This is a genomic window from Streptococcus pseudopneumoniae, assembly GCF_001072375.1.
Classification (GTDB): Bacteria; Bacillota; Bacilli; order Lactobacillales; family Streptococcaceae; genus Streptococcus; species Streptococcus pseudopneumoniae_L.
The window spans coordinates 34481-54759 of sequence record NZ_JVKV01000081.1; the positions used below are offsets into that span (position 1 = coordinate 34481).

The 20279-nt window shown below is 37.0% G+C and carries 12 protein-coding genes and 2 pseudogenes; 1 reads left to right on the forward strand and 13 read right to left on the reverse strand.

Features of this window, described 5'->3' with window-relative positions:
* Positions 1-1006 precede the first annotated feature (1006 nt).
* The 13 genes and pseudogenes from ADH31_RS06700 to ADH31_RS10260 form a co-directional block, all read right to left on the reverse strand.
* Positions 1007-2557 (reverse strand): ClC family H(+)/Cl(-) exchange transporter, encoded by a 1551-nt coding sequence (locus ADH31_RS06700; RefSeq protein WP_000392581.1) that lies wholly within the window; start codon positions 2555-2557, stop codon positions 1007-1009.
* 11 nt (positions 2558-2568) lie between these two features.
* Positions 2569-3351: a ribonuclease HII gene (locus tag ADH31_RS06705; RefSeq protein ID WP_049509699.1), complete on the reverse strand. Its 783-nt coding sequence runs from the start codon at positions 3349-3351 to the stop codon at positions 2569-2571.
* Positions 3338-4189, reverse strand: coding sequence for a ribosome biogenesis GTPase YlqF (gene ylqF, locus ADH31_RS06710; RefSeq protein WP_049509700.1), 852 nt, complete (start codon positions 4187-4189; stop codon positions 3338-3340). The genes ADH31_RS06705 and ylqF overlap by 14 nt, the downstream gene beginning before the upstream one ends.
* Before the next feature lie 168 nt (positions 4190-4357).
* Complete coding sequence (gene imm40 / locus ADH31_RS06715; RefSeq protein WP_049509702.1) at positions 4358-4690, reverse strand: Imm40 family immunity protein; 333 nt, start codon at positions 4688-4690, stop codon at positions 4358-4360.
* A gap of 76 nt (positions 4691-4766) precedes the next feature.
* Positions 4767-6779, reverse strand: a complete 2013-nt coding sequence (locus tag ADH31_RS06720) for a glucosaminidase domain-containing protein (protein ID WP_049509704.1) — start codon at positions 6777-6779, stop codon at positions 4767-4769.
* Positions 6780-6993: 214 nt separating this feature from the next.
* The gene (locus tag ADH31_RS06725; protein ID WP_049509712.1) at positions 6994-7440 is read right to left on the reverse strand and encodes a hypothetical protein; all 447 of its coding nucleotides are present in this window, start codon (positions 7438-7440) and stop codon (positions 6994-6996) included.
* Positions 7421-8332 (reverse strand): phosphodiester glycosidase family protein, encoded by a 912-nt coding sequence (locus ADH31_RS06730; RefSeq protein ID WP_049509706.1) that lies wholly within the window; start codon positions 8330-8332, stop codon positions 7421-7423. Before ADH31_RS06730 ends, ADH31_RS06725 begins: the two co-directional genes overlap by 20 nt.
* Positions 8329-9372 (reverse strand): annotated as a pseudogene (locus ADH31_RS06735) (glycosyltransferase). The gene ADH31_RS06730 and the pseudogene ADH31_RS06735 overlap by 4 nt, the downstream one beginning before the upstream one ends.
* 224 nt (positions 9373-9596) lie before the next feature.
* Positions 9597-10094 (reverse strand): YkgJ family cysteine cluster protein, encoded by a 498-nt coding sequence (locus ADH31_RS06740; protein ID WP_049509707.1) that lies wholly within the window; start codon positions 10092-10094, stop codon positions 9597-9599.
* Positions 10095-10203: 109 nt separating this feature from the next.
* A complete protein-coding gene (locus tag ADH31_RS06745) occupies positions 10204-11388 on the reverse strand; it encodes a hypothetical protein (RefSeq protein ID WP_049509708.1) in 1185 nt (394 codons plus the stop codon).
* 16 nt (positions 11389-11404) lie between these two features.
* Positions 11405-15052 carry a helicase-exonuclease AddAB subunit AddA gene (gene addA / locus ADH31_RS06750; RefSeq protein ID WP_049509709.1) on the reverse strand — a complete coding sequence of 1216 codons (3648 nt, stop codon included), beginning with the start codon at positions 15050-15052 and terminating at the stop codon, positions 11405-11407.
* A complete protein-coding gene (rexB, locus tag ADH31_RS06755) occupies positions 15049-18300 on the reverse strand; it encodes an ATP-dependent nuclease subunit B (protein WP_049509713.1) in 3252 nt (1083 codons plus the stop codon). Before rexB ends, addA begins: the two co-directional genes overlap by 4 nt.
* 137 nt (positions 18301-18437) lie before the next feature.
* Positions 18438-19103, reverse strand: a pseudogene (locus ADH31_RS10260) (CPBP family intramembrane glutamic endopeptidase).
* A 179-nt stretch (positions 19104-19282) separates the two neighbouring features.
* Here ADH31_RS10260 and ADH31_RS06765 point away from each other — a divergent pair.
* Positions 19283-20092 (forward strand): Cof-type HAD-IIB family hydrolase, encoded by an 810-nt coding sequence (locus ADH31_RS06765; protein WP_049509710.1) that lies wholly within the window; start codon positions 19283-19285, stop codon positions 20090-20092.
* The last annotated feature ends 187 nt before the right edge of the window (positions 20093-20279 follow it).

Here is a 20279-nt window from a genome sequence, read left to right on the forward strand (position 1 = left end):
GTCTAAAAGAAAATAAATTAGAAAATCTTGTATTTTACGTTTAGAAATAGCGCATCATCTATCATTAATTATACCATCAACAAAATAAAAATCTATATCTTGTGTTAAGTAGGAACATAAATAAGTTTTAAAAAAATGTACAATTGAACCACCACTTCTTCTGCACTTATTAGAGTAAAAAATGTACAAAATAATCCCTTAAATCAGATGATGTTATGAACTAGAAAACATACAAAATACCACTCCAGAATAATGTACAAAATAAAAATAAAGTACACTTTTTAAAGAATGTACTTTATGCTTCTAATTCAGTTGTATCAATGGTTTAGCTCTAGTTAAGTCAATTGTACATAAACTTTTAGTTTTATCGGATTGTCTTAGTAAAAACACATAACCAAAAAAATTTTTAAGCCAATTATACTCAATTATGTACTTTATTTAAGTGAACACTGGAATTTTTTACTACTCTCAATTCAGGTGAAAATGTACTTTATTTAAGTGAAAACTAAAAATATTTCAAATGTACATTTTGACAATAAAAAAACACTCTAATATCAATTTAATGAAATTTAGAGTGTTTTTATTTATCTATATTTTTTTAAACTGTACAAAGTGTTCTTGCAAAATACCACTCCAGAATAATGTACAAAACAAACATAAAGTACACTTTTTAAAGAATGTACTTTATGTTTCTAATTCAGTTATATCAATGGTTTAGTTCATGTTAAGTCGATTGTACATAAACTTTTAGTTTTGCTATATAATGGAAAAATCGCTTAAAATTTGGTAATTCATTGCTTCATTGAACTTATCGTTTTAAAATTTCTAATCTTCTTCAGTCTATTCGAATATAATATAAAAACTCGATCTCATCATCTAGAGACCGAGATTTTGTTTTTATATAGTTTTCATCTATAAGAATCTGTCGGGTCAAATAAATCTGAAAAGAATTTTTCTTAAATCATCAACAGATACAACATAACATAAATTATGTAAACAAATACTGCTATAAAAGCAAATCTTTCACTTTTCCAATTTCACTTTTTGGAATTACGAGATGAATCATATCACCTAGATACATCCTTGTAGATCCATTAACTGTCTTACTCTTACCATTATGTACCTGGGTTGTGATAAGCACATTATGAGGTAAATTGAGTTCGTGTACTTGTTTTCCAGCTATTTTGTCTGAAACCGGAATTTCTATCAGTGTAACTTCTCCATCATCAGTTGCTGATTCAGGTAGCATTTTCTCCAGCATGGCTTCATAAACCGGTGCCCCTTTGAGCAAATCCATGACGATGTAAGCTACTAGGGTAACCATCCCTAAAGGCATGAGATTTCGGATGTCACCAACCATTTCAGTCACAAGAATCATAGCTGTCAAAGGTGCTTTTGAGATAGCCCCAAAATAACCACTCATTCCAAGGATAACAAAGATAGGAAATTGCTGCTGGCTAACAAGTCCAAGATTGACACAAATAACGCCTACTAGGGCACCAAGTAAGGATCCTAATGCTAAAATCGGTAAGAAAATACCACCTGGCAGTCCACTTCCGTAACTAATCATGCTCCAGATAAAGCGAATGATGAAGTAAATTAAGAGAATTTGAAAACTATAATCTTGTTCTGTTAAGGATAAGACAACCTGATTGCCCCCACCAAGTATTTGAGGTAGAAAAATTCCTACTGGAATAATAAGAATAAAGGCAAAGATCGGATGATATGCTTTATCAATGTGAACCTTTTGGCCAATCCAATCATAAACTTTTCCGACATTCAGAACGGCTTTTTCATAAAGAAAACCTGAGAGCCCAAGAAAAATTCCCATCACCAGATAAATCCAATATTGATTCAAGCTCATGAGAGGGATATCATCTGGCATATCCAGAACGGGTGTTAAGCCAAAGATGAGAAGAGAAACAAAGTTTGCTACCAGACTAGCTGCCAAAGTAGATACCCAGAAAAATCTTGAAAAATGATGGTAAACTTCTTCTACTACAAAAAGCAGACCTGCTATTGGAGCGTTAAAGGCTGCAGCAAGTCCAGCAGCAGCTCCACTCGCGATTAAAGAACGTTCTTCGACAGGGCTAGACTTGAGCCACTTAGCAATTCCTTTACCTCCAACAGCACCTAGTTGAATACTTGGACCTTCACGCCCTAACATGAGTCCACTCGCAATTGCGAGAATACCAAGAACATATTTCTTCCATAGCACACTCCACCAGTTGAGAGACATGAGACCTTTTAACTCTGCCTCAACTTGAGGAATACCAGAACCTTTGATATCTTTTTCCGAGCGTGTTAATTTGGCGCTAAGCCAGCAAATAACAAGATAAAGCAGGGAGATAATCAACAGGTTACGTACAAGATTATCTTGATCATGATAAAGCCCTTGGATGACATGAAATCCTTTTTCAATAGAAAACCGAAAAGACCCAACAATAAGGCCTACGACTAATCCAACGATAATACCTCGCCCTACTTGAGATAGAATTGTACTAGATGCAAAGGCAAATTCTTTCTTGGAACTAAGTGTTTCCGACTGTTCCTCCATAATTTTCTCCTTTAATTATCTTTTTCAGCTTCTGAAACGATCGTTTTAATCGGTTCAAAGCTTGTGCGATGAATGGGTGTAACACCGTGCTTTTCTAAACCTTCTAAATGTTTAGCCGTTCCATAACCAGCATTTTGAGAAAAATCATAACCTGGAAATTCCTGATCATAGTTTTCCATGATCTTATCTCTGGTAACCTTAGCAACGATCGATGCTGCGGCAATAGAAAGCGAGTTCGCATCTCCTTTGATGATGGATGTTTGAGAAATCGGCAAATCCAATTTCATAGCATCAATCAAAAGATGTTCTGGCTGAGGTTCAAGTTGTGAGATAGCTTCCTTCATGGCTAGTTTCGTCGCTTCGTAGATATTGACTTGATCAATGACTTGATTGTCCATAATGCCAATACTGATTGCAAGAGCCTTATCTTTAACGGCTTGAAAAATCTCCTCATGTTTTCTCTTAGGAATCTTCTTACTGTCATTCAATCCTTTTATTTTACAATTTTTGGGCAGAATGACTGCTGCAGCAACAACAGGGCCAGCTAAGGGACCTCTACCAACTTCATCAACTCCAGCAATGAAACTTATTCCATTCTCGTAAAGCTCTTTTTCATAGCTAAGCATAGCCTCTAAGCGGAGATTTTCATCAATGTCAGATTGAAGGGCTTTTTTCCGCTTTTGAATTTCTTTTTGGACACCTGAACGAGAATCTTTTTCAAATTCCTTGAACAAGGGACTTTCAAGATCAGTTATCTTTGCTAATGCTTCTCTTATTTCTTTAATCGTTGCCATTTAGATCATCCAATATATCTAATGTGTAATTACCAAGTTTTCCATCACGAACTTCTTTAACAAAGAGATTGTAAAAACGATCATAATCATCACGGAAACCAAGGATACGCGTCATATCCATAATAATTTCAGGAGCTTCATCATCCAGATTCATTTGTTTAAAACGTTCTTGAAGCTTTTCAGGATAATGGGTTTTAAAGTAATTGAGACCGAAAATCGTTACCTCATCCATTGGAAGCAACTGATCCTTGATTGCTCCAGTAAGGGCAAGTTTAAGAGCGACCGTTTCATCTTCGAATTTTGGCCAAAGAATCCCTGGAGTATCCAAGATTTCCAAATCTTTATTGGTTTTGAGCCATTGTTGACCTTTTGTCACACCAGGCTTGTTCCCAACTACGGCAATTTTCTTACCAGCCAAACGGTTCATCAGAGTTGATTTTCCTGCGTTTGGAATCCCAATAATCATGGTGCGTAAGGTTTCAATTTGAATTCCACGTTCTTTTTGACGAGCAATCTTATCTGCCATGAGTTTCTTAGCAGCGTCTGTTACGACTTTAACTGTAATTTGTTCTTTAGAATTGATAGCAAGTGTCTGAATACCTTGTGATTCAAAGTGCTGACGCCACTCTTTTGTTAATACTGGGTCCGCTAGGTCTGCCTTGTTTAGAATCAATAGCCTTGGTTTGTCCCCGATGATTTTAGTCAGCATTGGATTTTGGCTAGACAAGGGCAAACGTGCATCTACTAAAACTGTCACAAAATCAACAAATTTTAAATTTTCCTGGACCTGACGACGCGCCTTGGACATATGTCCAGGAAACCATTGAATAGTTGCCATTCTGTAAAATTCCTTTCTTTTATTGGATTTGTATCTATTCTTTCATATTTAAAAATTAAATAGATATCCTTTTTCTAAAAATAAATCACTATCTTTTATTATAACATGATTTCTCATATTTGACGCTTGATTCAATGCCGATTGTAAAATGTTTTCTAAGTCAATCAGTCACAAATTAAATTCCTCATTGTCTAAAACAATTGAAAAATAATAGTGTTCACCATGATCTTTAACATAGTTGCTGATATATTTTTCTGTTTGAAAAATGGATTTACTGCTATCAATGGTTGGATCTTGTTTCTCGTAATACCAATGATCATAAGTATGTTTCAATTGGCCATTCTTGTAGCAAAAAACATCCCCACCTAGTATAATTTGATTATTGGCTTTGAGATTATCAAGTAAGTCTGGGATTGCTGAATAATCATAAGCGTATGCGTTGATCCCTATGTGATTTAAATTTATCCCTCTTGTATGTATATGTTCAAAATTCTGCTTCATAAAGTTCATTTCTCAAGTTTATCATGATAAGCAAAATCGATAACCACTTTGCAGTTGTTATCGATTTTAATGATTTTTAATCTTTTTCACCTAGCTGACTGTTGATTCTCATCATGATACTTGCAATTTTTTCTCCCCAGTATGGATCTGATGCATAAAGAACATTCATCCCTGACGCTTTATTTCCAAGGTATGTTCTGCCATTATCGATGTAATTTTCGCGGATCCACTTGGCTGCACCTAAGATACCCTTATCAACATCGTCAAAGCTTTTTGCTGAATCATATGGTGTTGTATCATAAGCAGCGATACCAAAGAAGTTGTTTTTATCCTTAGCAATTTGGCTACGTCCCCATGAACTTTCTATGGCACTATGGGCAATTAGATAGAGAGCGTTGATCTGATAACGTTCTTCAGCTTCTTTAAAGATTGCTCCCTTACCTGCCAGACGACTTCCTTTGATATTCATAAGAGAATAGACTTTATCTAATTCTTCAGCTGTGTAATTGGTTGGTTTTCTTAAATCTCTAAATAAGAAAGGATTTTCAACTGTAAAGTTCTCAAAGTTCTTGCCATCAGCTGAATAGTATTTTTTACCAATTGCCATTGATGAACTATGAGGTGCTACACGAATACTTGCGTAAGGTGATAACTCATGGTAAAGATAATTACCGTCAGTGGCATAGTGAGGAATAAAGTCACTATCAGAGCTGACTGCTACTAGATCACTCTTGTTCATATATCCTGAAAGACCTGAAATTTTGACTGGAAGTCGACCGTCTTTGGCTTCTGCTCCATCAATCGCTACAATACTTCCTTGCGAAATATAGCTGAGTTTCTCACCTGAAGCGCTATATACATTTGCTGTAATTGGTTTTACTTTATAGTATGCTGCTGTATCAGAAATCCATTTTCCATTGCTTTGGAAAGTATAGTCTTTCCCGTTAATGGTGAAGTTACCAGTTACATAAGCTCCGTCTTCTTTTAGATAATACCAAGCATTGTAGTCCTTATCGAAAATCCATTCATTTTTAGCCATATAACCAAAAGATTTGAGATAGTAAGAACCTACCCATTGATTTTCAGCATAGGTGCCGTCTGATTTGAGATAGAACCAGCTCTTGTATTTTTCATCGAAAATCCATTCACTTTTGGCCATGGCTCCACTATCTTTTAGATAGTATTTCTCTTTCCATTGGCTACTTAACATGACACCGTCTTTATTAAAATAGTACCATGAACCGCTGATTTTCTCCCACTTGTCGCGAATAATTTTTCCTGATGCTGTAGCATAATACCACTTATCTTCGAGTTTTGCCCAGGCATTTTCTGCCATAGCTCCACTAGTCTTGAGGAGATAGTCTTTATAAATAGTAGCACTTAGCATGGCACCAGATTCATCAAATCGATACCATTGTCCATCAATCTTTGCCCACTTGTCACGATTGATTTTTCCTTCTTGATTACCGTAGTACCATTTATCACCAATTTTTACCCAGCTATTTTCAGCTATGGCTCCACTTGATTTGAATAGATAGTCATCGTAAACAGCATTGCTAATCATGATACCATTTTCATCGAATCGATACCAAACACCAGCTATCTTTTTCCAATTATTACGAGTAACTTTCCCGTCCTCAGTGGCATAATACCATTGGTTGTCAATTTTTACCCAAGAAGATTCTGCCAATGCACCGCTATTATTCAATAGGTAATCATTAAAAATAGTATTACTAAGCATGATGCCATCTTGATTAAAATAGTACCAGACTCCTGCTATTTTTTTCCAATTCGAAACTGGTTGATTATTCTCATAATAACGCCATTGGTTATTTTCTTTTTGCCAACCTTCTTTGTTAACTACCTCTACTACTGTTTCTTTTGAAGGTTTTTCTTTGGTCTCTGGAGTTTGAGAAGATACTTTTTCAGCTTCGCTTTGATTTTTCTTCTCATTGCTTACTGTATTGGTAGCAATCTTTTCTGATGATTGAACATTATGGGTAGCTTGAGAATCCTCGGCATAGACGGTCGTTTTTGCAAAACCTGCCATAGAGAGGGCAACTGTACTTGCCAGCAATATTTTTTTCATTCTTTTCTCCTTACAAATACCCAAATAGTGTATTTGATGTTTCTATATATTGTGTAAAAAACAGTATTTATCCACTATATTATACAATATTCTGTAAAATATAAAAGTAGTATCTTTCAGAAGAAAAGAACTTGTAATATTTTTAAAATATTTTAGAAATAAAAGTCAATAAAAAGTAGTCGAACATCAGCCGAACGACTACTTTTTTATAACATTATGCCTGACCATAGACTTCTTTGCGATTTGTTTTAGTTGCTTTAGTAGAATTCTTCCAAAGGTTTGGATTGATGAAAATAGTGACGATCGCTAGTATTGCAAAACCAATCCCAACATACCAGTAGGGTGTATCCAGAGTTGTAGAGCGTCCTGAAAGATTAACAATTCCTCGGAAAAGTGTACCCGCTGTAATAATCGCTACTGCCGAATTCCATAGATTTAGACTAATACGAGAGAAATGAGGGAGAACCTTGAGAAAGATTGCTAGTAGAATCCCCCCTACAAGAGGTGCTACAAATAAATAGTGCATATGAACAGAAGTTTCTCCAAAACTAAAAGCTTCATAAATTCTAGAAAATGCAAAGAAGAAAATAGTGATTAGTGTGTAAGAAATGACTGTTTTCTTAAACCGTTTTTTGCCAAAATTAGTAACCGATGTAGACAATGTCACTCACCGCCCTTTCTGAAATTTTGTTTCCACCAGTCGTTGGTTTATTGATAACCTGACCGTTGAAATAAAGTGTAGATGATCCACCGCCATCAAGATTGTAGGCAGCCTTTGCACCATAAGATTTCATGACTTCAGCTAGCTGATAAAGAGAGAGACCTTCACTTTCTGATGTACGTCCATCTGAAACAACGATGATATAGTGGTTTTCATCGATAATACCAATAGCTGTACGAGGATTTGAAGCCATTGCTTGTCCTACTTCTGTATTGGTATCAACTGCAATTTCACCATTTTCGACCAAGGCTGGTCCAAAAGCCAAGAGATTGACGACACCGTCATTTACTAGTTGCTCAGCTGAGATCTGATCTTCGTAAATAATCTTAAAAGAGCCATCTTTATAAATAGCTAAGTCGCCATTACTAGAATCTTCACGAACAGTATCACGATAGACAACGCCATTACGGATAACATAACCTGTAGAGTTAGCACCATAGTAGTCCCCGTTTACTGCTAAAATGGCATTGTTGTCAGCTGCGGTTACAGAGGTTTTTGCAGTTACGTTAGTTCCATAAGCATTTTGAGCAAAGGCAGTTTTCAGATAATCTGATGAGCTCAGAGTAATATCAGCAACGTAGACTTGTGTATTATTGACCGTCGTTTCAGACAAATTGACGGAAATATTGTCATCTTTATAACTAGAGTCAGTGACAGTAGCTGTCTTAGCAGCTTGACTTGCTGCTGCAGCATTGGAACTTGTGCTAGTTGTGGCAACTGTCGAGATAGTTTCAGCGAGGACAAAGGTCTTTAGCATTGAGTAACTAAAGGATCCTGTCAAGAGTAGGCCAAGAACTGAGGCGTAAGCATAGCGTTTTTTTAAAAATTTCATAATACAGTTGATATCCTTTCCTTAAAGATGAATTTCTTCTGCACTGTCCAAGAGACAGCGAAGAGAAGGATGCCGACGATAACTTTGGCAATCAGAAGGTTGATTCCAAAGACTGTAAAGAAGAGACGAATCAGTAGCGTGTCTAAGACAAAGAGTCCGACTGCTAGACCAAAGTACCCCATCCCTGTTTTTACAAGGCTATCGTCATTTTTAAAGACTAGTTTTTTATTTGTAGAATAGTTAAAAATTGAGCTAGTTACACGAGCTACTCCGTTCGCTAGAAAAATTCGTAGACTAGTAGGAACTGTCGGCAAAATCAAAATTGCTAGGGCGTAAACGACATAGTCTACAACAAAGCTACTGAGAGATGATAAGGCAAATTTAAAGATATTTTTATAAATCATGAGTCCGTCTTGGATTGGGCGGAAGTGTGAAGCCTCATTGTCATTAATATAGACAGTTTCAATAGGAACTTCTAAAATCTCGTATTCTTTCGTTGCTTCGAGCAACATATTCATTTCATATTCGTAACGTTGGCCTTCAATCTTAAGCATAAACGGTATCAAGTTTGTAGTAAAAGCACGAAGACCTGTCTGCGTATCTGTTACTCCTACTCATGTTTGAAGCTTAAAGAGAGCTTTGGTTAAGCTGTTACCAAAACGGCTACGAAGGGGAACTTTTCCAGAAAAGGCACGTACACCCAAGATTAGCTTGTTTGGATTTTCGGAAGCTTTATTAGCCGTGCGGAAAATATCCCATACCTTGTGCTGTCCATCCGCATCTGCTGTGACAACCGTACCATAAATGTTTTGTTCTTGGATATAAGTAAAGGCTGTTTTTAGAGCCTGCCCTTTACCTTGGTTCACTTGGTGACGAATGACAGTAGCAAATTGTTTTGCTTTGTCAAAGATTTTTTGGCACTTTGATGAACTGCCGTCGTCTATGACTAAAATATGAAAATCACTCTTTTCGTGAATTTTTTCGATGAGTTTGATAAGTTTATTATCGGGTTGGTAAGCTGGAATGACTATGTAGTTCATATCGATACCTCTTTCTTTGGTGATGGTATAACTATACAGAATATCGCTTAAAAATACCTTATATCAGTTTTCTTTAAGATAAGGTTTAAAAAACTTTAAGCTTAAAGAAAAGACTTATCAATTAATAAGAAATTTAGTTTGAATTTTCAGATAAAAATAAATATACAAAAATCCCCAAATAGTAACTGTATTTGAGGATGAATCTTATCATACAATGAGAGTACTTAGTCTATTTTCTCTCTTAATCTTTCAACAAAGAGATAAGCTGCGGGGCAGGTTAGAGTATTTTTAATAGTAAGATTATTGATTTGGTAAATCTTCTTACGGTCAGTATGTGGAAATTCACGACAGGCTTTTGGACGGACATCGTAGATGGAACAGAGATTATCGCCTCCTAAGAAGGGACAAGGCATTGACTTAAAGACTTTATCACCGTCTTCATCTACTTGCAAAAACTCAGCTTCAAAGGCTGGCAATTTCATTTTAAAGTATTTTGCGATACGTGTGATATCTGCTTCTTTGAAGTCTGGACCAAGACTCTTACAGCAGTTAGCGCAGGCTGTACAATCAATTTCAGTAAAAACTTCTTGATGGATTTCAAGGGCAATTTTATCCAAATTTTTAGGTGCTTTCTTTTTCAGATTTCCTAAAAACTTCCGATGCTCTTTTTGTTTTTGCAAGGCTAGTTGGTGATAATATTCGATATCGATTTCTTTTGACATAGTTTCTTTCTATTTTTTTAATGTTGACACAAACATTTTTAGTTTATACATAAAATAAATTATGTAAAATACTTTTAAGACTAATTTTAACAATAATGAGTCTATCCATTCAGGACGAAACTATCATTCTTTCTAAAAAAGGTTTGATGCAGTTGGTTAAAATGCCTTCTATCCAAGATTTTTGTGCGGACGATAGATTTTCCGCATCTAAACATTCCTTTAGAAAATCACGTACCTGATCAGGTGCTATTTCAAATTCAAAAGCCTTCATTTTGTAGAAAAAGTCAAACAAAGTGTTAGAGAGATAGTCAGTTGAAAATGGGATTTCTCCAGTTTTTCGATACATGATTAGAAGTCGGGAAAAGCGAGCTTTTTCTTCGGGTATATCCTTAAAATAAGAGTTAAGCAACCAGACTTGCTTTTGTTTTCTTTCAAGAGGATCTTGACTAGCAATGCGTTGATCCTTTTCGAGTTCTCTTTGGTACTGTTTTGATTTTATAGAACGTTCTGTCCGATTTTTACCGAAGAGAATCTTTTCCCACTGGCGCTCTTCTAGTGTCAGTGTTTCGCTCAATCCAAAGTAATCCTGATAGGCACGTTCAGCTGGTCCCATTGCTAGAACCAGGTTATCCGCATATTGTTTAGCAATCTCGTCTCGCTTCTTTCGTTCCTTTTCAGCCTTGATGCGAAGTTCCTGCTCATAGTCAATTTTTTCTTTTCCTAGTTTAACAAGATAGAGCTGATCGTCAGATTTTCCAAGTAGAAAGGGTTTGATAAATTTTTCAAGGACTTCCTCCATACGAGCTTTCTTCAAAGGCTCTGCCCTACTCCAACTTCCACCTTGAAAAACTTCCAAAAAGAGTTGATAATCCTTTTCTGGTGAAAATTGATTACCTCGATTTGACTTAAAAGCTCCCTTTTCCCATAGCCAGTTGATTAGTCGCTCATCAAAATCTGTTTTATTAACTCGAATGGCTTCTTTTTTCTGGGCCTTTCTGGTTAGATTTTCAAGCTTTCTGAGAAGTTTTTCTTCCTCTTCTAGCTGTTGATCTAGGCTAATTCTTTGGAAATGACGCACACAGTCACTCCCAATGGGAAAAAGTCGTTTGCCAGTAACTCCGTTAAAAAGTTCATAAGCATACTTAATAGCATTACCGCAGACACAATTGCTTCGACCGATTCCATTAAAAATCAAGGAAACTTCACTCCATTGTTTGGTAGCTTGTTCCCAAGTATCGGCTTTAGAGGCCTCTAAAACTGCATCATATAAGTTTTTTCTAACAGGAATGGACATGATGCCTCCTTTCTTTTTAAAGTTTAACGACTTCTACTTGGTCTTTACCAAGTAGAATCAAATATTTCTCAACTGTTTCTATCTGATATGAACGAGATAGAGCCTCTGCATAGAGTTCTAATTGACCACGATAATGTTCAATAAGCTGACTAGCATGCTCATAACGGTCTGTCTTGTAGTCAAAGAGAGCAATCTTATCATTGTAGAGGAGATAACCATCTAAGATTCCACGAACAACAAAGTTTTCTTGGCTCTTCTCGTCTCTTTTTAACATTGAGAAAGGTTGTTCTCGATAGAGTTTATCTTGATTTGCAAGAATCTCTTGACCGAGAGCTGTATCAAAGAAGGATAAAATTTTTCCTAGATTGATTTTAGATTTGACAGCTGAACTTACTTGAACTTGCTCTAAAGCCTCTGTTAAAGTCTCTAAAGTGGGTTTCTTAGCTAGAATAATTCTCTGCATGAGTTCATGGGTAGCACTACCAATCTCAGCACCAGTAACTTTCTTAGTTTTAGAGAAATCAGGAAGGTTGAATTGAACCGTACTTTCTTTTAGTTGACTTTGACCAGCTACTACTACACCTTCCATATCCATGACAGGTTCATAGAATTTTTTAAGCTGACTAGGGGTTTGTACACTTGGAAGATTGATTGCTGCACGGTGGACTTGATTATACATTTCCACTTCTTTTAGCATTTCCAACGCATCTTTGATGGTTTCTGATTGGCGATTATCTGCTTGGGATTGGTCTTGGAGCTGGCTTTTATTTTCCAATTCTCCGATAGCTTCTTTGCTTAGGTCTTCTTCAACTTCAAAGCGCACAGTGAAATGCAAATCCTCCTTAGAAAATGCTTGATAAATGGCCCAAATCCAATCTTGGAAATTACTAGCATCTAGTCTAGTTTCTCGAGTCAAAAGACCTTTTCCATTTGTCGGATATTCTTTAGATTCTAACTTTTCACGAGAACCTTTTCCAACTAGATAGAGTTTCTTTTCAGCACGTGTCATGGCTACATAAAGTAAACGCATGAGTTCAGAATAACTTGCTAACTGAAGTTCTTCTTCGTTTTGCGTATAGGTCAAGCTAGGGATAGATAATTTAATCGTAGATGGAACGTATTCCTCTTTGGCATCTGTAGCAACTCTAGCAACATATTTGAGACCAAGGCCATTTCTTCGACTTAAGATAACCTCAGACATAGTATCCTTCTTATTAAATTTTTGATCAATATTGAGGATAAAGACATAAGGAAATTCAAGCCCCTTACTCTTATGAATACTCATAAGTTCTACAGCATCCTTTGGTGGTGCTACAGCAACATTGGCAAGATCATGCTGGGCTTCCAGGACTTGGTCAATCATTCGAATAAAACGGGATAATCCCTTGTAATTACTCTTTTCAAACTGATCTGCTCTTAGAGCAAGGGCATAGAGATTTGCCTGTCTGGCCAGTCCATTTGGCAAGGCACCAACATAATCATAGTAAAATCGGTCACTATAGATTTTCCAAATGAGATCATAAAGAGAATGTGTTTTGGAATATAAACGCCAAGCCTGGACGGTTTCCATGAAAAATTCTATTTTTTTATGAAGTTCAGACTTAATTAAATCCTTTTGAAGACCCGTATTTGCTTGAGCATTGACTAGTTTCTCATAAAAGTTCTCTTGAACTTTATCCTCAGATTTTTGAAGAGCGAGACGAGCCAATTCATCCTCATCAAAGCTAAACATCGGAGACTTCATCAGAGCAACCAAAGCAAAGTCTTGAAGAGGGTTGTGGATGACACGAAGAGTATCCAACATCACCTGGACTTCTAGGGATTGCAAATAGTTTGCTTGAGCACCGTCTGTCTTGACAGGAATACCATATTCAGACAAGGCGAGCAGAACTTGATCATTACGACTTCGACTAGCAGTTAAGAGAGCCATGTCCTTGAAAGGTACACCCTTATCATTATGAAGGTGAATTATCTCCTTAAGCACCATCCGCATTTCACCAGTCAGTTTGTTAGTTGCAAGTTCCTCCTCATCATCAGAATCGCTATCATCATCCTTATCGTACAAGAGAACTTCTGCCTTGTTTTCTGGATTTGATTGAATATCAGTATTTCCAAAAACAAGCTGGTGCATACCGTCATAAGATATCTCTCCAACTTCCTCGTCCATGAGGTGTTTAAAGACATCGTTCGTAGCATCAAGAACCTCTGAACTGCTTCGGAAATTTTCTTTAAGCAGAATTAACTGACCTTCTTTGTCATCTTGAGCGAAGCTGTGGAATTTTTCGTTGAAAATTTGTGGGTCGGCCTGTCTAAAACGATAAATAGACTGCTTAATATCTCCTACCATAAAACGATTATGACCGTTTGAGAGGAGTTCTAGCATTCTTTCCTGGATATGGTTGGTATCTTGGTACTCATCAACCATGACTTCATGGAAGCGTTCCTGATACTCTTGACGAACCTGTGGGAAGTTTTCCAAAATCTCAATGGTATAGTGGCTAATATCAGCAAATTCGAAGGCATTTTCTTCGCGTTTTCGTTGTCGATAGGCATCAACAAAATCTCTCATGAATACTTGGAATGTCTCTGCCAAGTCCCAGGAATCTTGATGATAATCTTCTTGGAATTTTAGTAAAGTGATTTGGTCATTGAGTGCAATCAATTTTTCAAACTTTGCTTTTCTCTCTTGGTTGTATGCTTCTTTCAAGTCTTGCAGTTCGGCCTTACGACTAGCATTTGTAAGAGAACGACCTCCCTTATCCTTAGAGATACTAACAACTCGGTCTAAAACTTCTAGATATTGCTCAAAAGTAGATTCATGGCTTAAAGAACCGATCTCATCAAGAACTTGTTGGACAGATTCTAGGTAAGCTGCTTTGCCAAATTCCTTGGCATCATTTTCCAAATGGTAACGGAAAAAGCTTTCTAAATCCCAAAGTCTTTCTTTTATATCCTCAGCTAGGTTTTCTTTAGCAACTGAAAAATCAGTCTTTTCAAAGCCTTTTAGAAAGGAATTTTCTAGCCAAGCCTGAGGATTACTAGTGGATTGCAAAAAGTCATAAATCATATAGACCTGTTTACGCAGTCCACGCGCGTCTTTGCTTCTACCTGCAAAGTTCTTCACCAACTGACTAAATCGTTCCTGTTCTTTGCCTTGGTAGTGACTTTCAAAAATTTGACGAAAGACCTCATTTTTTAAGAGAAGCTGCTCACTTTCATTTTGAAGGATACGAAAGTTTGGGGCGAAATCAATGAGATAGCCATGTTTCGCCAGGAACTTCTGAGTAAAAGAGTCCATAGTTCCAATAGCAGCGTTTGGTAAATCAGCTAATTGTCTTCCAAGATGCTTTTTTAGCTCCATATCTTGAGTCTCTTGGATTTGTTGGCTGATTTTCTTTTCCAATCGTTCTTTTAACTCGGTTGCTGCCTTGACTGTAAAGGTTGAGATAAAGAGTTGGCGAATTTCTACTCCACGCGCTAGTTGTTCAAGAATTCGTTCAGCCATGACAAAAGTTTTTCCTGAGCCAGCTGATGCTGAGACCAGAATGTTTTGACCAGAACTGTAAATAGCTTGAATTTGCTCAGCAGTTTTCTTTGTTTTCTTGTCAGAATGAGCTTCTTCTATCTGCAACTTTTCAATCTCTTCTTGGGATAAAAATTTCATCGCTCCAACTCCTCTCTAATTTTATTAAACCATGTTTCTTTATCATTGCTCTTAGCGACCTTATCTAACAATCTTGCCTGACCTAAATGGTAATTAGCTTCAAAACCAGTTATCGACTGATATTGTTGGACATAAGGAGCAATGCTTCTACCGTTTTCTGTATAAGGGTTGATCGCAAATTCACCAGATAAAATCTTCTCTGCCGCTTTTTTGTAGAGAAGGGCATTATAGTCCAACAATAACTGGAATTCCTCATCAGACAACTGATAAGTCTTGTTTTTATTGTAAAACTCTCCAAGGTTTTTTATCTCTTTTTCAAGAAAGAGGCCTTGGTATTTCATAGTCTTATTCGTTTCTGTTACTGCCTTTGAAAGAGTTTTAGCAGTTTGTAATGACTGAATTGGTTCAGCCATTTCTAGGTACATAGCTCCAAAGAAGTCTCTATTCCCTTCTTGCTTGAGGGCAGCTAGATAGGTTGGTAATTGCGAGTTAAGACCATTATAAAACATAGGGAACTTGAACTGAGTCAAAGAAGACTTATAATCTACAACACCGATAGCTCCATCTGATTTTAGACGGTCAATTCGGTCAACCTTACCACGAACATAGAGATTTCGACCATTATCTAGCTGAATAAAGGCTTGTTCCTTGCCACCAAAGACTGCCTCTTCCTGAATCGTTTCAACATCCGCATTATGTCGAAGAATATGTCCAGTAGCGCGTGCGACATCCAAGAGGACTTCCTTAGTAAATTGAGCCTCCAAACTTTTCTGATAAATAGCTTGAAACTCACGTTCTTGACTGGTTTCAGAGATAGCTTGTTCTAAACGACGATCAAAGGATTCATAACTCGGAAGTTTCAATGCACGTTCAAAAATACGATGCAAGAAATTACCGTGACTTCTTGCATCAGGACGCAGACGCAATTCTTCTTGCAAACCTAAGACATAACGGAGATAGTAACTGTATTCATTACGGTAAAATTCTGTTAATCCAGAAGTAGATAGATAGAAATCTTGATCTTCAGGATACAAGGCTTTCAAAGTTTCAGAATCTAAAGTCTTGCTCTTTGGACTTGTCGGTAGGACGGGATTTTCCAAACCTTTGCCTTCCAACTTTTTACCCATCACACGAGCCAGAACTTTTACAAACGTTAAGTCTTGGTCACTTGTCTCCATCTCACCTTGCTGATGATAGGCAACCAGACTAGACAAAAGACTGTGATAAGAACCAATGTCATCTTTCGATAGATTTTTTCGATCAATTCTCTTTTCAATCTTGCTAAAACCAAAGTCCTGCAATTCTTTCAGATAAACTGACTCTTTACTCTCGTTTTCATTGAGTAAGCTTGGTGCTGATAAGACTAATTGCTTCCTAGCAGAGTTGGCCAACGAAAGCATGGTATAGCGATTCTTCTTGAGGTTTTCTTGACTTGCAATCAGTAATTGAGAACCTTCTTGAGTCATTTGATTCAAGGATTCTCTTTCTTCATCGCTCAACAAACTGGTGTTTTGAGCAATTTTGGGCAAATGATCTTGTGTTAAACCAATTGCATAGATGTAATCAGCTGTCAAGGGTGCAATCAAATCATAACTCTGCACCAGGACAGTATCGACTGTTGCTGGGATTGTACGATAATTGGACAAGCTCATGCCTGAATGAAGAAGAGCCAAGAAATCATCCAAAGTGACCTGGAAACCTTCAAACACGGTTGCAAATTGCTCCATTACGTGGCAAAATGCTTTCCAGACCTCCTCTTGTCTTTCTTGCTCTGCTACTTCCATCGTTGCAGATAAAGTTTGTAACTGCTTGGTCAAATAAGCATCTTTCAAAAAGTTGCTCCATCTTGCAAGAAGATTCTCAGCTTTTTGCTTACGACTAGATGATAAGGTTTCTAATGGATTTAGAACACGAACACGAAGCTTATTTAATTTTTCTAAATCAAATTTCCCATGATGATTTTTTGTGAATTCTTGTTTAAAACTAGAAAGACCATCAATACCTAGATAACGAAGATATTGTTCAAAGCTATCAATTTCCTCTTGGTTAAGGTCAGTATACAAGCCAGTGCGTAAGAGATTAATCAAATCTTCTTGACGGAAATTGTATCGTTTCAAACGCCCGATGGATTCTGCATATTGAGTCAAAGGGTGGTGAGCCATAGACTCACTCTTACCTAGATAAAAAGGAATTTGATATTGATTAAAAATTGTCTGCAGAGACAGTTTATAAGACTCTACGTCACCTAATAGGATTCGAAAATTTTTATAGCTTAGTTCTGGCTCTTGGTGCAATTTCTGGCGAATACTACGAGCAACTAACTCCAGCTCTTCTTTTTGGGTTAGACAAGACCAAATTTGCAAATCTTCTCTATCCTTATCATCCACTTCTAAGCTAATTTCAGAATAATCATAAGCACTTTCGAGTAGTCTTGAGGCTTTGGCAAAGGCATCAAGTTTCTCATGTTCTTGACAAGTATTTTCTGCCTTAGTCTGATATTTAAAAGCTAAATGGCGTAGAAACTCAACACTGGCTTGGTAGAGGTTCCCTTCACTAAATGGGCTAGTATAAGATTTCTTAGACGCATATACACCAATAACAATCTCAACACCCTTACGATAAAGTAGATCCACTAGGTGTTCTTCTTCTGCAGAAAATCGGGTAAAACCATCAATGACTAGGGCAATCTTACTAAAATCACTACTTACCTTGTTTTCTTCGATAGCATTGATCAGATATGATAATTGACTCCCTTGCGAAACTTGACCTTGATTCAGATAAGCTGTTACCTTTTCAAAAATCATGAGCAAATCAGAACGTTTATCAGCGTCAGATAGACTTTCTAAATCCAAAAAACTCATCTTAGCAGTTGTCATTTCATGGTAAATCTCAATCAATTGTTGGATGAATTGCGGATCTTGCTTAATAGCCCCGTAAACACGTAAATCCTTAGGGTCTATCTCAGACAGACATTTATAGAAAGCCATACCAAGACCGATATCATCGAGACTTGACTTCGCGGGTATATCGTTTAAAACCAGATAACGAGCCATCTGAGCGAAGCGCGTGACTGTGATCGCAAAAGAAGCCTGCTGACTCAAGCACTCCAGGACGGCACGTTCCTTTTCAAAAGAAAGAGAGTTAGGAGCTATGTAAAAGACTCGTTTGCCTTGGGCAACCAGTCCTTGAGCCTCCTTGGTCAGGATTTCTGTCAAAGAAGTCCGAATATCGGTATAAAGTAGTTTCATCTCTGCCTCGTTTGATTTTTTCATTACCTTTCATTATACCATTTTTTGACTGCTAATCCTATAAATAGAGAGTTCTTAAACTACTGATAAAAAGTAAAATGCCAGAAATTTCCGGCATTGATCGATAAGCACTATCTTCATGAAAATACAAGCATCCATAAATCCCAAAATGCTGTAATGTTAATCATGATATGGAGTAAAATGGGATAATAGAGAGAGTGAGTTTTTCGGTAGAGCAATGCTAAAATCGTTCCTCCACTTGCATAGGTGAAAAAGGCGAGTGGTGTTAAACCTGAACTGACATGCACATAGCCAAAGACGCAGGCTGATAGTAAAACATCTCCATACCAAGGTGAATCTTTCAAAAATGTATTCATCAGAACTCCACGGTAAACCAATTCTTCTGTAATTGGTCCTAGTAGACAAACAATAAGTAAAAGATAAGGTAACTCTTGTCGCCCTGTCATCTCAGTCAATTCATTTAAAGCGATTTGATTGGACGTTGCTGGGGTTAAAAAAGAAAACACAATATCTGAAAGATAACTGACTCCATAAGCAAGAAGCAAATAAACTAGATATCTCCATTTCTACTTCAACTCAAGCATTTTTCTACCTTCGAATACTAGTAAATATAGCATAGCTAGAAGAATAACGATAAACTCTAAAAAAGCAAGAATTTGAAAAAATTCTCGACTAGCAGCTACAAATCTAGCTGTAAAGTGATTAAAAATCCACCAAAACCAAGTCTTCCTATAAATAATTACTAACAAGGCTAGTAAAATCTGTACTGCTCTTTTTTTCATGATAAGTCCTCTGCTTTTTTATCCATTATCAGTATATCGCAAGTTTAGTATAGCATATATTTGCCAAAAAGCTTCTTCAAATCATGAATTGTAATTGAAACGTCCTAAATTGACATAGTAATCCTTATTTCCACTAAATTATGCTATAATATAGACAAAACACGTGAAAAGGAACTACTATGATTAAACTACTTGCCCTTGATATGGACGGAACTCTGCTCAACGAAGCCAAGGAAATTCCTCAGGCTCATATTAATACCATTCATAAGGCTGTCGAAAAAGGCGTCAAACTGGTTCTCTGTACTGGTCGTCCTCTCTTTGGGGTTCTTCCCTACTACAAGAAACTCGGACTTGATTTGCAGAATGAATACGTCATCGTCAACAATGGATGTTCTACCCACCAAACTAGTGATTGGGGCCTTGTTGACTGGAGAGAACTTAGCAAATCAGACATTGAATACCTAAATGAACTTGCTGAAAAGAGTGAGGTCCAGTTGACTCTCTTTGACGAGGAACACTACTTCGTTCTCGGAGGCGAACCAAATCCTATCGTAAAATACGATGCGACACTCGTCTTTTCTGACCTGACTGAAATTTCACTAGAGGAAGCTACCAGTGGAAAATATCGCATGTTCCAGGGTATGTTCTTAGGTACAAAAGAACAAACAGATGATTTTGAACAACGATTTGCTGATGAACTTTGTCAGAGATTTAGCGGAGTTCGTTCACAACCAGTTATCTATGAAGCAATGCCACTCGGTACCACAAAAGCTTCTGCTCTTTCTCGCTTGGCTGAGATTTTGGATATCCAACCTTCTGAAATCATGGCCATGGGTGATGCCAATAACGATATTGAGATGATAGAATTTGCAGGGCTTGGGATTGCCATGGGAAATGCCAGCGACTACGTCAAATCTCTCGCGGATGCCGTAACTGCTAGCAATGAAGAAGATGGTGTTGCACGTGCTATTGAGAAATATATTTTGTAGAAAATAAGCCCAGTCAACTAGTATTTCTAGCCAACTGGGCTTTTTATTTTTAGAAACTTAAAAACTTTAGAAACACTTTAGAAATGCTTGACGATTCTTTGATATCTATGCTTTATACTAGAATTATAAAAATAAAACATCTTATACTCTTCGAAAATCAAATTCAAACCACGTCAGCTTCGCCTTG

What these genes read in the sequence shown, in the direction of transcription:
- ADH31_RS06700 (WP_000392581.1), bottom strand. Translation starts at nt 2,557, where the DNA reads ATGGAGGAACAGTCGGAAACACTTAGTTCCAAGAAAGAATTTGCCTTT.
- ADH31_RS06705 (WP_049509699.1), bottom strand. Translation starts at nt 3,351, where the DNA reads ATGGCAACGATTAAAGAAATAAGAGAAGCATTAGCAAAGATAACTGAT.
- ylqF (WP_049509700.1), bottom strand. Translation starts at nt 4,189, where the DNA reads ATGGCAACTATTCAATGGTTTCCTGGACATATGTCCAAGGCGCGTCGT.
- imm40 (WP_049509702.1), bottom strand. Translation starts at nt 4,690, where the DNA reads ATGAAGCAGAATTTTGAACATATACATACAAGAGGGATAAATTTAAAT.
- ADH31_RS06720 (WP_049509704.1), bottom strand. Translation starts at nt 6,779, where the DNA reads ATGAAAAAAATATTGCTGGCAAGTACAGTTGCCCTCTCTATGGCAGGT.
- ADH31_RS06730 (WP_049509706.1), bottom strand. Translation starts at nt 8,332, where the DNA reads ATGAAATTTTTAAAAAAACGCTATGCTTACGCCTCAGTTCTTGGCCTA.
- ADH31_RS06740 (WP_049509707.1), bottom strand. Translation starts at nt 10,094, where the DNA reads ATGTCAAAAGAAATCGATATCGAATATTATCACCAACTAGCCTTGCAA.
- ADH31_RS06745 (WP_049509708.1), bottom strand. Translation starts at nt 11,388, where the DNA reads ATGTCCATTCCTGTTAGAAAAAACTTATATGATGCAGTTTTAGAGGCC.
- addA (WP_049509709.1), bottom strand. Translation starts at nt 15,052, where the DNA reads ATGAAATTTTTATCCCAAGAAGAGATTGAAAAGTTGCAGATAGAAGAA.
- rexB (WP_049509713.1), bottom strand. Translation starts at nt 18,300, where the DNA reads ATGAAACTACTTTATACCGATATTCGGACTTCTTTGACAGAAATCCTG.
- ADH31_RS06765 (WP_049509710.1), top strand. Translation starts at nt 19,283, where the DNA reads ATGATTAAACTACTTGCCCTTGATATGGACGGAACTCTGCTCAACGAA.